The sequence below is a fragment of the Sedimenticola hydrogenitrophicus genome, from assembly GCF_029017505.1.
Lineage (GTDB): Bacteria > Pseudomonadota > Gammaproteobacteria > Chromatiales > Chromatiaceae > Sedimenticola > Sedimenticola hydrogenitrophicus_A.
The window spans coordinates 20,818-34,392 of the sequence record NZ_JAQGEI010000039.1 but is presented as its reverse complement, the minus strand read 5'-3'; the positions used below and the strand labels follow the sequence as shown (position 1 = coordinate 34,392).

General features: G+C 60.1%; 13 protein-coding genes and 1 pseudogene. 7 read left to right on the top strand and 7 right to left on the bottom strand.

Features of this window, described 5'->3' with window-relative positions; all coding sequences use genetic code 11:
• Nucleotides 1-58 precede the first annotated feature (58 nt).
• Nucleotides 59-1,291 carry an MFS transporter gene (locus tag O9K64_RS19815; RefSeq protein WP_275099838.1) on the bottom strand — a complete coding sequence of 411 codons (1,233 nt, stop codon included), beginning with the start codon at nt 1,289-1,291 and terminating at the stop codon, nt 59-61.
• Nucleotides 1,292-1,486: 195 nt separating this feature from the next.
• On the opposite strand from O9K64_RS19815, the gene O9K64_RS19810 reads away from it, so the two are divergent.
• Entirely contained in the window at nt 1,487-2,104 is a 618-nt protein-coding gene (locus O9K64_RS19810; protein ID WP_275099837.1) for a LysE family translocator, read from the top strand.
• A gap of 128 nt (nt 2,105-2,232) precedes the next feature.
• Here the strand turns inward: O9K64_RS19810 and O9K64_RS19805 are convergent, their stop codons facing one another.
• A complete protein-coding gene (locus O9K64_RS19805) occupies nt 2,233-2,811 on the bottom strand; it encodes a beta-class carbonic anhydrase (protein ID WP_275099836.1) in 579 nt (192 codons plus the stop codon).
• 208 nt (nt 2,812-3,019) lie between these two features.
• On the opposite strand from O9K64_RS19805, the gene O9K64_RS19800 reads away from it, so the two are divergent.
• Entirely contained in the window at nt 3,020-4,612 is a 1,593-nt protein-coding gene (locus O9K64_RS19800; RefSeq protein WP_275099835.1) for a sigma 54-interacting transcriptional regulator, read from the top strand.
• Here the strand turns inward: O9K64_RS19800 and O9K64_RS19795 are convergent, their stop codons facing one another.
• Nucleotides 4,613-5,566 carry a GlxA family transcriptional regulator gene (locus O9K64_RS19795; protein ID WP_275099834.1) on the bottom strand — a complete coding sequence of 318 codons (954 nt, stop codon included), beginning with the start codon at nt 5,564-5,566 and terminating at the stop codon, nt 4,613-4,615.
• A gap of 138 nt (nt 5,567-5,704) precedes the next feature.
• Here O9K64_RS19795 and O9K64_RS19790 point away from each other — a divergent pair, with 138 nt between their 5' ends.
• The 4 genes from O9K64_RS19790 to O9K64_RS19775 all read left to right on the top strand — a co-directional run bounded on the left by O9K64_RS19790 (nt 5,705) and on the right by O9K64_RS19775 (nt 9,006).
• A complete protein-coding gene (locus O9K64_RS19790) occupies nt 5,705-6,598 on the top strand; it encodes an MBL fold metallo-hydrolase (protein ID WP_275099833.1) in 894 nt (297 codons plus the stop codon).
• A gap of 65 nt (nt 6,599-6,663) precedes the next feature.
• A complete protein-coding gene (locus O9K64_RS19785) occupies nt 6,664-7,152 on the top strand; it encodes an isochorismatase family protein (protein ID WP_275099832.1) in 489 nt (162 codons plus the stop codon).
• Between the two features lie 246 nt (nt 7,153-7,398).
• A complete protein-coding gene (locus tag O9K64_RS19780) occupies nt 7,399-8,016 on the top strand; it encodes a LysE family translocator (RefSeq protein ID WP_275099831.1) in 618 nt (205 codons plus the stop codon).
• 36 nt (nt 8,017-8,052) lie between these two features.
• Nucleotides 8,053-9,006, top strand: a complete 954-nt coding sequence (locus tag O9K64_RS19775; RefSeq protein WP_275099830.1) for a DMT family transporter — start codon at nt 8,053-8,055, stop codon at nt 9,004-9,006.
• 16 nt (nt 9,007-9,022) lie between these two features.
• Here O9K64_RS19775 and O9K64_RS19770 read toward each other — a convergent pair whose 3' ends face one another.
• Both O9K64_RS19770 and O9K64_RS19765 read right to left on the bottom strand, forming a co-directional pair.
• Entirely contained in the window at nt 9,023-9,985 is a 963-nt protein-coding gene (locus O9K64_RS19770; protein WP_275099829.1) for a YbgA family protein, read from the bottom strand.
• Nucleotides 9,986-10,010: 25 nt separating this feature from the next.
• Nucleotides 10,011-10,874 carry a TIGR01777 family oxidoreductase gene (locus O9K64_RS19765; RefSeq protein ID WP_275099828.1) on the bottom strand — a complete coding sequence of 288 codons (864 nt, stop codon included), beginning with the start codon at nt 10,872-10,874 and terminating at the stop codon, nt 10,011-10,013.
• A gap of 176 nt (nt 10,875-11,050) precedes the next feature.
• Between O9K64_RS19765 and O9K64_RS19760 the strand changes: the two genes are divergently transcribed.
• The gene (locus O9K64_RS19760; RefSeq protein ID WP_275099827.1) at nt 11,051-11,983 is read left to right on the top strand and encodes a DMT family transporter; all 933 of its coding nucleotides are present in this window, start codon (nt 11,051-11,053) and stop codon (nt 11,981-11,983) included.
• A gap of 73 nt (nt 11,984-12,056) precedes the next feature.
• Here O9K64_RS19760 and O9K64_RS19755 read toward each other — a convergent pair whose 3' ends face one another.
• Both O9K64_RS19755 and lipA read right to left on the bottom strand, forming a co-directional pair.
• Nucleotides 12,057-12,197 carry a hypothetical protein gene (locus O9K64_RS19755; protein ID WP_260293165.1) on the bottom strand — a complete coding sequence of 47 codons (141 nt, stop codon included), beginning with the start codon at nt 12,195-12,197 and terminating at the stop codon, nt 12,057-12,059.
• Between the two features lie 420 nt (nt 12,198-12,617).
• A pseudogene (lipA, locus tag O9K64_RS19750) lies at nt 12,618-13,571 on the bottom strand (lipoyl synthase); the annotation flags it as partial.
• Between the last annotated feature and the right edge of the window lie 4 nt (nt 13,572-13,575).

The window sequence follows — 13,575 nt, the reverse complement described above, 5'->3', positions numbered from 1 at the left end:
AATAATCAGTCTATCAAAATCGTGTATGGAATGTACCCTTGCAATATACGGATTTCTTTCACCGGGTCTCGGGCGCCAATCGCGCCAGGGGACGTTCATTGATCGGCAGGTGGATCAGGGCGGCCAGCAGGCCCAGCACCACCCCGGCCCACCAGACGGCGTTGTAGGTGCCGGTGGTGTCATACAGTCGCCCGCCCAGCCAGACGCCGAGAAAACTGCCGATCTGATGGCTGAAGAAGACGATACCGAACAGGGTGGCCATGTAACGCACGCCGAACACCTGGGCGACGATGCCGGAGGTGAGGGGCACGGTGGAGAGCCAGAGGATGCCCATGGCGGCGGCAAACAGGTAGATGGTCAGGGGTGTCTTCGGCCCCAGCAGCAGGGCGGTGATGACCACCGCACGGGTGAAGTAGATGAAGGCGAGGCCGCCCTTCTTGCTCCAGCGGGTGCCGGCGGCGCCGGAGAGGAACGAGCCGATGATATTGAACAGGCCGATCAGGGCCAGGGCGTAGGCCCCCACCTCCGGGGCCAGTCCCAGATCCTTCACATAGGAGGGGAAGTGGACGGTGATGAACGCCACGTGGAAACCGCAGACGAAGAAGCCGGTGGTGAGCAGCACGAAACCGCGATGCCCGGCCGCCTCCCGTAGCGCCTCGACCAGCGACTGGTCGTAGGCCGGTTCACCCAGGTGGGTGTGGCTGTTCGGCAGCACCAGGGCAAAGGGAATGATCAACAGCGCCGAGGCGGCCAGGATCATTAGCGCGGACTGCCAGCCGAAAGTGGCGATGAACTGCTGGCCCAGGGGCGAGAAGACCACCTGTCCCAGGGAACCGGCGGCGGTGCCGAGTCCCAGTACCAGGGTACGCCGCTCCGGCCCCACCACCTTGGCCATGGCCGCCAGGGCGATGGAGAAGGCGGAGAAGGCGATGCCGAGGCCGGTCAGCACACCGCCGAACAGGTGCAGCCCCAGGCTGCTGTCGGTGGTGGCCATGCCCCAGACGCCGATGGCGTAGAGCAGGGCGCCGAAGGAGAGCACCTTCATCGGCCCGAAGCGGTCGGCCATGGCCCCGGCCACCGGTACGCCGATGCCCCACAGCAGGTTCTGGATCGCCATGGCGATGGCGAAGGTCTCGCGGTTCCAGCCGTGGGTCAGGGTCATGGGTTCCAGGAACAGGCCGAACACCGAGCGGATACCGAAGCCGATCATGGCGATCAGGCAGCCGGCGATGATGACCAGCAGCGGGGTGCGCCACTGCTGCGGTTGGGGGTTGAGGTGTTGTGCGCTCACGGTGGATTCCCTTCGGTATCGGCGGATTTCGCATGGTACCCGATTCCGGCGCAATAGATAACTTGAACCACGAAGGGTTAATTTCATCTGCAACCGATCAGGCTGGCGCTGAAATTGTCATCTTGGCGACTGCCTTGGCCGCGCCGATCGGTTATGATCTGCCAGATTCGTCATTGATCCATACGGTCAAATCCCATGTCGGCAGAAAGCGCCCTGGCCTTCTTTGCGGCCATCTTCATCTTCTCCATCACCCCGGGCCCCGGGGTGTTCGCAATTCTGGCACGGGCCATGACCGAAGGCGCGACCGCCTGTTTCACCCTGGGCCTGGGGATGGCGATCAGCGATATTATTTACCTGGTCTTCGCCTGCTACGGTCTGGCGGCCATCGCCGAACACTGGGGCGGCCTGTTCACGGTGATCCGCGTTCTGGGCGCGGCCTATCTGCTCTATCTCGGCTGGCGCATGTGGCGTACACGGCCAAGCCTGGCAACGGAAGCGGACGCGGTGAAATCGAGCGACCAGGTCAGGAGTTTCATCCAGGGCTTTCTCATCTCGGCCTCCAACCCCAAGGTGATCCTGTTCTATATCGCCTTTTTGCCCACCTTCATGGATCTGAGCGTGCTGACGACCGGGGATATCATTTTGGCTTCGGTGATCACCCTGGTCGGTCTCATGCTGGGCCTGATGTTGATCGCGGTTACCGCCTCCTGGGCACGCAGGAAATTCCGTTCCGAACGGGCGATGCGCGGACTCAATCGGGTGGCCGGCTCCATCATGATGGCGGCCGGGGCCTACATCGGCCTGCGTCACTGACTGGGTTACCTGATTAACCACCTGACTCAGCTATCAGGATCGTAGGTCGGATTAGCGCACTCCAATCCGACACGCCGGCGCAGAAAAAAGGCCCCGACAGGCGGGGCCTTTCCCGATTGGGATATGATTCAGGCCGCCCCAGCCGCAGTAGCCTCCGGTACCTCGATCAGTTTTCCGGACTTGCAGTCGTAGAGATAGCCGTAGATGGGGATTTCAGGCGGTACCAGCGGATGTTTGCGCACACGCGTTACATCCTCCAGCACGCTCTTGGCATTGTCCGAGATGGTGAGCCAGTTGATGTAACCACCTTCCGGCGAGCCGGGGCCCGTTCCCGTGTCGTGCCAGCCATTGGCATCTACGGTGGCTGCCTCCAGGCTGCTGTTGAGCAGGCCGGTCATTATCTCGTTGGTGAAAGTCTCCATGCCGCAGTCGGTGTGGTGAATGATGAACCACTCCCGTGTGCCCAACAATTTGTACGAGATCACCAGCGAGCGAATGGCGTCATCGCTGGCGCGTCCCCCCGCGTTGCGGATCACGTGGGCATCGCCCTCCGCCAGTCCGGCAAATTTGGCGGGGTCCAGGCGCGCATCCATGCAGGTCAGGATGGCGAAGCGCCGACCGGGCGGCATGGGAAGGCTCCCTTTGTCACCGAAATCTCCAGCGTAACGGGCGTTGGCAGAAAGCACCTCGTCTTTTACTTGGGACATTGATATCTCCTCGTCATATTGTGGTTATGTTGTCCAACACAAGGCTGGCCCGTTTATTGTTGCAATTAAGAGGCCAGCGTGCAGCGAACCAAAATCAGTGACTTAGCCGCTGCATGCAGTTGGGTGGTGAAGTATGACTTCAGTTTTGTGAAGTGCGTCTTCAAAGAACTGCTACCCTTTCAGAATGTCCGTGAACACGAGAGTGACCATGTCCAAAACCGATGCCTTTGCCGACCTCACACCGGAAGAGTTCCTGCAGACCTTTATTAACGAGGCAAGTCGCATCGCGCCCTTCGCCAGTTGCAGCAGCCTGCAGTCCTTTATTCAGCAGATCGTCTTCAAGTCCAGCGCCTGTTGGGAAGAGAAATACCGTGCGGTGGAGGCGCTGACCGGGCCGCTGACGCCGGACTGCTACGCCGAATTGATAGTGTTGCTGAAAAACAGCATCGGCGGCAGGTTTCAGGTGGTATCCAGTAATCGTCGGCAGGTGCAGATTCATGCTGAACGCTGTCCCTTCGGCAGCCTTGTGCATTCGGCACCCGGTCTGTGTCACATGACATCGAGTATTTTCGGCGGGGTGGCCGCGCGTAATTTCGGTTACGCCAAGGTAGAGCTTCAGCGGCGTATTGCCCTGGGCAGCGATAGTTGCGATATCTGTATTCACTTGGACCCGGCCAGTGCTGTATCAGTGCTGGGGGATGAATATTTCAGTGACGGTCAACAGGTCATTGCCGAGGTGAGGGCCCCGGATGAGTTGCAGCGGATCATTGAGGAGCGCCTGCATGCGCTCTGGACTGACGACGCGGGCCGTCATGAACCAGTCTCGGTGTCCGAACGTCCACGGCTGGTGGCGGAAAGCGCATCCATGCGAGTCCTGCTGCAGGCGGTGGAGAAGATTGCCGACACCCGTGCGACGGTGCTGCTCCTCGGCGAGACGGGCGTGGGTAAGGAGGTACTCGCCAAGTCCATTCACGGCATGTCATCCCGGCTGCAAATGCCGTTTGTGGCAGTGAACTGCGGCAGTCTGCCAGCAGAGCTGGTGGAGAGCGAACTTTTTGGACACGAGCAGGGGGCATTTACGGATGCCAAGCATCAGCGCCAGGGGCGCTTTGAACTTGCCGATGGTGGGACCCTGTTTCTGGATGAGGTGGACAGCCTGTCGCCCAAGGCCCAAGTGTCGCTGCTTCGGGTGTTGCAGGAAGGACGTTTCGAGCGGGTAGGTGGGCATCGGTCCGTTGCTTGCGATGTGCGCGTGATCGCCGCAAGCAACCGTGATCTCTCTCAATTGGTGGAACAGGGCGAGTTCCGAAGGGATCTCTTCTTCCGAATCAACGTAGTGCCACTGCACATCATGCCCCTGCGCGAACGGCGCGAGGACATCGCGCCGTTAGTAAAGATGCTTCTGGTGCGGTTTTCCGAGCGGTATCAGTCACCGGTGAAGGAGGTGTCCCCCGAGGCTATGCGCATCCTGGAGGGGCACCACTGGCCTGGCAATATCCGCGAGTTGGAGAATGTACTGGAACGCACCTTTTTGTTCGCCGACGGTCATGTCATTCGCCACATCAATCTCGATCTAGTGCCTCAGACATCACGCGAAGTGGGCACGTCCATCGACCTTCGGGAGCTGAAAAAGAAAGCTGCAGACGAGGTGGAGCGTCGTATTTTGCATGAGCATCTGGACCGGAATAATGGTGATGTAGGAGCGGTGGCGGACGCGTTGGGAATGACCCCCCGGGCGGTGTACCAGAAGCTCAATTACCATGGATTCGACAACGGACGGAAAGCCAAGGTCGACGCATGATCAACTTTCAATCTTACCAAATGTCTTACGCCAAGAAATAGGGCTGACCTGATAACGTTGCCTGAAATGCTGCCTGAATGACGTTGCTGTTTGGAAGCCTACCATCTCCGCAATTCTTTCTACCGACAAGGAAGTGGTTTCCAACAGCTCAAGGCTATGCTGTAAACGCTCGTTTACAAGCCATTCAACCACCGTCATGCTGGTTGCCTTATTGAAATGGCGCGTAAAGGTGCGACGGCTCATGGCAGTGCGCGCGGCGAGTTCATCAATGGTGTGTGGTTCGGCCAGATGTTCGCGTAGATAGTCGAGCAGGCGGTTGATGTGGGCGTCTTGCGTGGAAACGGCAACGGGTCGCTCAATAAACTGTGCCTGTCCTCCCTCACGGTGGGGCGGTATCACCATGACACGGGCAATCTTGTTGGCCATCTGCGCGCCGTAATACTCACGCACAATGTACAGGCAGCAGTCCAGCCCAGCACCTGTGCCAGCGGAAGTGATCAGGCGATCTTCTTCCACATAGAGGGCATTGGTGTCCAGCTTTACCTTGGGAAAACGGGCGCTGAAATCCTTTTCGGCCATCCAATGGGTAGCCGCTTTTTTACCATCAAGCAGTCCCGCATATGCCAGCGCATAGGCACCGTAACAAAGCCCCACCACATGTGCGCCCCTTGCGTGCGCACGGACAAGCGCTTCTGCCAAGTCAGGCTCTGGAGTGTCGTCCAGTTCACGCCAGCCCGGCACTACCACGATATTCGCCATTTCCAACAACTCCAGACCGCCGTCGGGCTGTATCGTCATCGACCGCTCAGCCTGCTGCGGCCCACCTCCGGACGACACGATTCTCAGATCAAACAGCCGGTTGTCCGGTAAGGTGTTGAACACCATGTAAGGAACAGCCACATGGAACAGGCTGAACTGCGGATAGAGCACGAGACCGACAATGGGCATGGACATGATAATGCGTCTTCCAGATTCAAAGTGGACAAGAATAACATTATGGCCCAATTCTTTCGAATATTGTCATTAAGGTCAATTTCTCGGCTCGCTAGACTCGCCGACAATGCGGTTACTAAACAACGCAGGATCAGAAACTTGAACATCAAAACCATCACCCACTCATGGGCTGTGGCCCTGACCGTGTTTACCGGCAATGCCTTTGCCCAAACACATTCGGCACCGGGCGCGCAAGCTGACACTCAACAGGTACAGGTGCAACACATTCGCAATGCCACGATAAAAGTCGTTTACGTGGACACCACCTTTCTGGTCGACCCTATGCTGGCCCCAAAAGGCACCTATCCCGGTTTTGAGGGCACCTACCGCAGCGAATTGCGCAACCCGATGATTGACCTGCCGATATCGGCGCAAGCGGTGATCGAGGGTGTTGACGCCGTTATTGTGACGCACACTCACCTGGATCACTGGGATGATGCGGCACAGGAACTGCTATCGAAAGATATTCCGCTGTTTGCTCAAAACGAAGCTGATGCCAGCCTGATCCGTTCTCAGGGTTTCACCGACGTACGTATTCTGGAGAAGAGTGCCGGATTTGGCGGCGTTAAGTTGAGCAAAGCGGGTGGTCAACACGGTACGGGCTCTATGTATTCGTCACCTGAACTGGCGAATATTCTCGGTAACGTCATGGGGGTCGTATTCGAGGCGCCTGGGCAGAAAACCATCTATGTCGCCGGCGATACCACCTGGCGCAGCGAGGTTGCTCAAACACTCGACAATTACAACCCGGATGTGATCATTTTGAATACCGGCGATGCCCGTGTAATCGGTTTTCAGGATTCTATTATCATGGGTAAAGAAGATACGCTCCGCGCCTATAAGGCTGCTCAAAATGCGACCATCATCTCCGTGCACATGGATACCATCAACCACACCGCTCTGAGCCGTGAGGAACTTGGAGGCTTCGTGCAGGAAAACGACATCCAGAACCGAGTCATGGTTCCGGCTGACGGTGAAGTGATGAGGTTCTGATTCCACAAGGCTGCCTCACCGTTACAGACAGTCTTATCACCAAGCTTCACTGAAGGAGAAGCGCGATGAAAAACGCATTACTCGTTATCGATATACAGAATGATTACTTCCCCGGTGGCGCATTCACACTGGAAAATGCAGAAAACGCATGTAAGGGCGCAGTGGACGCGATTGAGCAAGCCAAACGCGATGGCTGGATGGTTGTTGGCGTACAACATCTCAATCCGCCAGAGGCTCCAGCGTTTGTTCCAGACACGGAGGGCATGAAAATACACCCGGCTATCGTCGCCGCACTGGGTGATGCTCCTGTAGTACTCAAACACCAAGCCGACAGTTTCTTTGAAACCAATCTAGAGCAAATCCTGCGCGACGCAGGCATTACTGATATTTACCTTACCGGCATGATGACCCAGCATTGCGTGACGCACACCGCCTTGTCGCCGCAGGCGCATGGCATGAATGTCCATATTATTGCCAAAGGCTGCGCAGCCCCTGCTCAGGCTCTTAGTGACCTGGCGCTGCAAGGTTTGAGTGCTCGCTGTAGCCTAGCGTAGAGGAAGCTTAGTAAGTATCTTTTCGCGCCGAGCAATGCTCGTCTCATCTTGCGGGATGGAAGTCCCCGTCGGGTAAGGGTTAAGGCAAAATCGTGACCGCCATTTGACTCCGACCCCTCAAGTTACCTATGCAACGGAAGGTGCAGGGGACGAAAGAGATTGAAATTGTCTCCTTGGCGACTGTTTTGGCCGGGCCGATCGGTTATGATCCCGTGCATACGGTTACTGGTGCGAAGGGCCCTACCCATGTCTGCAGAAAGCGCTCTGGCCTTTTTCGTGGCCATCTTCATCTTCTCCATCACCCCGGGTCCCGGGGTGTTCGCAATCCTGGCACGGGCCATGACCGAAGGCGCGGCCGCCTGTTTCACCCTGGGCCTGGGGATGGCGGTCAGCGATATTGTTTACCTGGTCTTCGCCTGCTACGGCCTGGCGGCCATCGCCGAACACTGGGGCGGCCTGTTCACGGTGATCCGCGTTCTGGGCGCTGCCTATCTGCTCTATCTCGGCTGGCGTATGTGGCGCACCCGGCCGAGCCTGGCCACCGAAGCGGCCGGGGTGAAGTCGAGCGATCAAGTGAAGAGTTTTATCCAGGGCTTCCTGATCTCGGCCTCCAACCCCAAGGTGATCCTGTTCTATATCGCCTTTCTGCCCACCTTCATGGATCTGAGCGTGCTGACAACCGGGGATATCGTCCTGGCTTCGGTGATTACCCTGGTCGGTCTCATGCTGGGCCTGATGCTGATTGCGGTCACCGCCTCCTGGGCGCGGCAGAAATTCCGTTCCGAACGGGCGATGCGCGGACTCAATCGGGTGGCCGGCTCCATCATGATGGCGGCCGGTGCCTATATCGGCCTGCGGCACTGATCGAAGCGATCCCCCAAGACCGACCGGGAGCCACCCATGTCCGACCGCAAAACCCATCTCGATCTGCTGGCCATGGCCATCCTGCTGGTGCTGTGCGCCAGTTGGGGGCTGCAACAGGTGGCGGTCAAGCTGGCCGGCGTCGCCGTTCCACCGTTCCTGCAGGCCGGCATCCGCTCCCTGGGCGCGACCGGGCTATTGCTGCTGTGGATGGGGTTGCGGCGGATACCGATTCTGGAGCGGGATGGTTCGTTTGGCTGGGGGCTGGTAGCCGGGCTGCTGTTTAGCGGGGAGTTTCTGCTGATTTTCTGGGGCCTGGAGTTCACCAACGCCTCGCGGGCGGTGATCTTTCTCTATCTCTCGCCCTTCGTGGTGGCGATCGGGGCGCACTTTTTTATCCCCGGCGAGCGGCTGCGCTGGGTCCAGGTGGTTGGTCTCAGCGGTGCCTTTGCCGGCATCCTGCTGGCGTTTGGAGAATCCATCAGCTTCCCCTCGCAGAAGATGCTGATCGGCGACAGCATGCTGGTGCTGGCGGCGATCCTCTGGGGCTCCACCACGGTGGTGATCAAGGCGTCGGTGCTGCGTACCCTGGCGCCTGCCAGGACGCTGCTCTATCAGCTCGGCGTTTCCGCCATCCTGCTGCTTGGGGCTTCGTGGGCCGTGGATGAGCCGGGCATCACCCGGCTCACGCCCCTGGTCCTCGGCAGTCTGCTGTTTCAGACCATCTGGGTTGCCTTCATCACCTACCTGGTCTGGTTCTGGCTGGTGCGTCACTACCCGGCCGGCCGCCTCTCCGCCTTCACCTTCCTGACCCCCCTGTTCGGTGTGTTGGCCGGCCATCTGGTGCTGGATGAGCCGTTGTCGCTGCTGTTGCTGGTAGCGCTGCTGTTTGTCGGCCTGGGCATCTACCTGGTGAACCGGCCAGAGCGGGCCGGTACCGTATCGACTGCCGATAGCGCGGGGAAACCTCTGGTCGCGGATGAACGAAGCTGATGAGACCGAGGTGGAGCTAGAGCTGATTCCTGAGTCCCAACTTTTCCGGATGGGGTTGCAGGTAGACCTGCCGATTGATGTAGGGGTCGGGATGCCTTCGGAAGTAGTGGCGGATCAGGGTGATGGGTACCACCAGCGGGATCTCGCCCTGCCGGTAACGCTCGATGCTCTCTGTCAGCTCTTGTTTGTCATGGGTGTCGATGCGGCGCTTCAGGTAGCCCATGATGTGTTGCAGTACATTGGTGTGCCCCTTGCGGTTCACCGGCCGTTGCAGGGCGGTCATCAGTTCGTGGATATAAGTCTCGCCGATACGCGGGAGCGCATTCTTCGGCACGTTTGCCAGTAGCCGGCCCATACGCTTGTAGGCGGCCTGGGAGTGGGCCATCACCAGGTATTTGTGCCGCGCATGGAAATCGATCAGTCGGGCCGGTGTGAGTCCTTCGCCCAGCAACTGCTGCCAGTGGTGATAAACGAACACCCGGTTGATGAAGTTCTCCCGCAGCACCGCATCGTTGAGCCGCGCCTCGTCCTCGACCGGCAGGTCGGGGTAGCGCTCCATCAGTAGCCGGGCAAAGATGCCGGAACCCTTGCGCTCGGCGCTGCCGCCCTGCGCGGGGTAGACCTTGACCCGCTTCATGTCACAGCTTGGGGAGTCCTTCTTCAGGATATAGCCGCTGATCCCGCCCAGGGTGGCGAGCGCCTTCTTCGAGTACGCCTCCAGTTGGCGCGTTACATCGATGTCCGGGTTGTCCACTTCCACGGCACGGGGCTGGTGCGGATCGCCCACCAGGCGGATCGGCGGCCGCGGTACCGGCATGCCGCTGCCCATCTCCGGGCAGACAGGGACGAAACGCAGGTATTTTGCCAACTGGTCGGTGATGAATCGGTCACGCTTGTGGTCGCCGTCGTAACGGACCGGCTCTCCCAGCAGGCAGCTGCTTATGCCGATGGTGACGGGATTGTCGTTGTTCTGGTGCATGGTTTGATAACCGGATTCTATACTGCTACAACCCCGACGTGATCTCCGCCAACGCCTTGGCCAGGGTGTCGTATTGAAAATGGAATCCGGCCTCGGGCAGACGCTCCGAGATCAGGTATTGGCCGGAGGCCAGTGCATCCGCCCCCTTGCCGAAACGCAGCTTCAGGGCGAACAGGGGCACCGGCAACAGGGCGGGTCGGTGCAGTTGCCGGCCCAATGCCCGGGCGAATTCGCGGTTGCTGGTGGGGTCGGGGGCGCTGAGGTGGTAGACCCCCTCCATCTCGGGATGGTCGAGGGCAAAGCGGTAGGCGCGCACCAGGTCGTGGATATGAATCCATGAGAAGGGTTGGCTGCCGTCGCCGACCGGACCACCCAGCCCCAGGCGAAATGGCGGCAGCAGCTGTTTCATCATGCCGCCGTCGCGCCCCAATACCAGGCTGAGCCGGAAGATCAGGGTGCGTACTCCAAGCATCTCCGCTCCGCGGGCCGCCTGCTCCCAGTCGCGGGTAAGGTGGCCGAAAAAGCCGCCGGCGTTGGGCGCATCGGCCTCGCTATAGCGGCCGCTGCTGTCGAAGGCGCCGAGGGCGGAGGTGGAGATGAACAGTCCCGGCCGTTGCTCCAGCAGCCGAATCGCCTGTACCAGGGCGCGGGTGGTCAGCACCCGGCTGTCGTACAGGGCCTGCATGTATTGCTCGGTCCAGCGGCGGGCGATGTTTTCCCCGGCCAGATTGATTACGGTTTCACAGCCTTGTAACCGTTCCGCCAGGAGCGCCGTCTCTGCCTGGACCTCACTGCGTCCCAGCTTGAGCAGCTGATGGCCTTCGTTCTCCAGCGCGTGGCAGAGGTGGCGGCCGACAAACCCGGTGGCTCCGGTAATGGCGATCTTCATGCGGGCTCCCAGGGGTGAACGGTTGCGGTGGCATTGTCACAAGCATAGCCCAGCCGGACCCTCAATGACCCGCTGAAAAGAGTGGGCGGCCAAAAGCCCTGTCGAAACCCATTTTATTTATTCAACCCAAGCGCGTATAAGACAACTTTTGCCGGACACAAGGACGCCGCCGCACCATGCTCACCCACTCCGTCAGTCTCTATTTCGCCGCCGTCTTTATCTGGGGCTCCACCTGGTATGCCATCAAGTTCCAGTTGGGCAGTGTGCCTCCCGAACTGTCGGTCGCCTACCGCTTCGCCCTGGCGGCGCTGATCCTGTTTGCCTGGTGTTGGCTGCGCGGACTGCCGTTACGCTTCGAACGGCACGAGCATCTGTGGATGGCGCTGCAGGGGCTGATGCTGTTCTGTCTTAACTACCTGATCTTCTACTGGGCCACCGCCGAGCTCACCAGCGGCCTGATCGCGGTGATCTTCTCCACCATCGTGCTGATGAACATCGTCAACAGCGCGCTGTTTTTCCGCAAGCCGATGGATGCCTCGATGGTGCTGGGCGCCCTGGTTGGGTTGCTCGGCATCACCCTGGTGTTCTGGCCCGAGGTGGCCAGTCTGCAGCAGAACGGCGGCGCCCTGAAGGGGTTGCTGCTGAGCCTGCTGGGGACCTTTATCGCCTCCCTGGGCAACATGCTCTCGGCCAGGAACCAGCAGCGGCGGCTGCCGGTGATCCAGAGCAACGCTTTCGGCATGGTCTATGGTGCGCTGATCCTGTTCCTCTACGCCCTGGTGCAGGGGGTGGAGCTGGCTTACGAGTCGTCGCTCCCCTATAACCTGTCGCTGCTCTATCTGGCCCTGTTCGGTTCGGTGCTAGCCTTCGGCAGCTACCTTACCCTGCTGGGCCGCATCGGCCCGGAGAAGGCGGCCTATGCCACCGTGTTGTTCCCCCTGGTGGCGCTGGGCATCTCGACCCTGTTCGAGAACTATCACTGGAGCCTGATGGCCGGCGCCGGAGTGGCGCTGGTGGTGCTGGGCAATGTGCTGATCATCATGCCCAGGCGGCTGCTGCGGCGCTGGATCAGGCGGCCGGGGCTGCAGGAAGAGAACCCGCAGCGCTGATGCAACGCATCGCACAGGGGGCGGCAGTTCTAGCCGCCGGAAAGTGGTGGGTGATGGCGCGGGGAACTGTCGGTTACTGATCCAGGGAGTCGAAATACTCCTGCACCTCCTCGTCGTCCAGGTCATCCAGGTTGTCCAGATCGATATAGCCATAATCGAACTCGTCCTGTTCGAAGCAGGCCTCGGAAAAGCCGTGGGCGAGGGTCTCATTCATGCGCTTGTCTCCCGCAATGTTTGCATCGGGTACAGGCTAATGAATGAATGGGTCAGCTTGATGACAGCAGGGGATACGTCAGTATGAGCCCGTAGGTTGGGGTGAGGAACGAACCCCAACATCCTGGTGCACACGCATGAAACCCCGTTGGGGTTCGCAGGCTTACCCCAACCTACGCGACTAAAGCAGCTGTTTCGGAACACGGGGGTAGTCATAGGGCGCCCTATGGCTCTCGAGCATCGCCGGCATAGCCTCGTTGGGGTTCGTTCCTCACCCCAACCTACGAGTTACATCAATGACGGCAACGGGGGATCATGATGAGAAATATTAAAACAGGTCGGCGTCGTGCCAAGTGACCACCTGGGGAACGCTGTCGGGATTGCGCCGCCGGTCGGTGTCACGGGTCGGGGCCGGTGCCACCAGTCCGGCGGCCTGGGCGTCGGCGTGGTAGGAGGAGCGCACGAAGGGGCCGCTCGCCACGTGGGAGAAGCCGAGTTCCTCGCCGTAGCGTTTCAACTGATCAAACTCGGCCGGGGTGACATAGCGGCTCACCGGCAGATGGTGGGGGCTGGGTTGCAGGTACTGGCCCAGGGTGAGCAGTTCGCAGCCGTGGCTACGCAGATCCTGCATCACCTGGCTGATCTCCATCACGGTTTCACCCAGGCCCAGCATCAGGCCCGATTTGGTCGCTACCTCGGGGTGCTCGCGCTTGAATTCTTGCAGCAGATCGAGTGACCACTGGTAATCGGCACCGGGACGCACGGACTTATACAACCGTGGCACCGTCTCCAGGTTGTGATTCAGCACATCCGGGGGCGTTTCGCCAAGGATATTCAGCGCCGGTTCCATGCGGCCGCGGAAGTCGGGTACCAGGATCTCCACCTTGATGCCCGGATTGGCCTCGCGCACCGCCTGGATGCAGGCGGCGTAGTGGCCGGCGCCGCCATCCGCCAGATCGTCCCGGTCCACCGAGGTGATCACCACGTAGCGCAGACCCATCTTTTTCACCGCTGCGGCCAGGCGCGCCGGTTCTCCCTGGTCCAGGGCCAGCGGCCGGCCGTGGGCCACGTCGCAGAACGGGCAGCGGCGGGTGCAGATGTCCCCCATGATCATGAAGGTGGCGGTGCCGTGATGAAAACACTCCGCCAGGTTGGGGCAGGCCGCCTCCTGGCAGACCGTGTGCAGCCCGGTCTCCGCCACCAGCGCCTCGACCCGGCGCCGCTGCGCCGGGTCGGGGAGCTTGATGCGCAGCCACTCCGGCTTCGGCAACGGGGTGGCGGCGGGCACCACCTTGATCGGGATACGCGACACCTTGTCGGCATCGCGCAGCTTCTCGCCCGCCACCACCTGGCGTTTTACCCTGGAGTCTGTCATTTGG

Excerpts from the sequence above, each read along its gene's own strand:
- O9K64_RS19765 (WP_275099828.1), bottom strand. The coding sequence starts at position 10,874 with ATGAAGATCGCCATTACCGGAGCCACCGGGTTTGTCGGCCGCCACCTC.
- O9K64_RS19805 (WP_275099836.1), bottom strand. The coding sequence starts at position 2,811 with ATGTCCCAAGTAAAAGACGAGGTGCTTTCTGCCAACGCCCGTTACGCT.
- O9K64_RS19785 (WP_275099832.1), top strand. The coding sequence starts at position 6,664 with ATGAAAAACGCATTACTCGTTATCGATATACAGAATGATTACTTCCCC.
- O9K64_RS19795 (WP_275099834.1), bottom strand. The coding sequence starts at position 5,566 with ATGTCCATGCCCATTGTCGGTCTCGTGCTCTATCCGCAGTTCAGCCTG.
- O9K64_RS19780 (WP_275099831.1), top strand. The coding sequence starts at position 7,399 with ATGTCTGCAGAAAGCGCTCTGGCCTTTTTCGTGGCCATCTTCATCTTC.
- O9K64_RS19755 (WP_260293165.1), bottom strand. The coding sequence starts at position 12,197 with ATGAATGAGACCCTCGCCCACGGCTTTTCCGAGGCCTGCTTCGAACAG.
- O9K64_RS19800 (WP_275099835.1), top strand. The coding sequence starts at position 3,020 with ATGTCCAAAACCGATGCCTTTGCCGACCTCACACCGGAAGAGTTCCTG.
- O9K64_RS19810 (WP_275099837.1), top strand. The coding sequence starts at position 1,487 with ATGTCGGCAGAAAGCGCCCTGGCCTTCTTTGCGGCCATCTTCATCTTC.
- O9K64_RS19775 (WP_275099830.1), top strand. The coding sequence starts at position 8,053 with ATGTCCGACCGCAAAACCCATCTCGATCTGCTGGCCATGGCCATCCTG.
- O9K64_RS19770 (WP_275099829.1), bottom strand. The coding sequence starts at position 9,985 with ATGCACCAGAACAACGACAATCCCGTCACCATCGGCATAAGCAGCTGC.
- O9K64_RS19760 (WP_275099827.1), top strand. The coding sequence starts at position 11,051 with ATGCTCACCCACTCCGTCAGTCTCTATTTCGCCGCCGTCTTTATCTGG.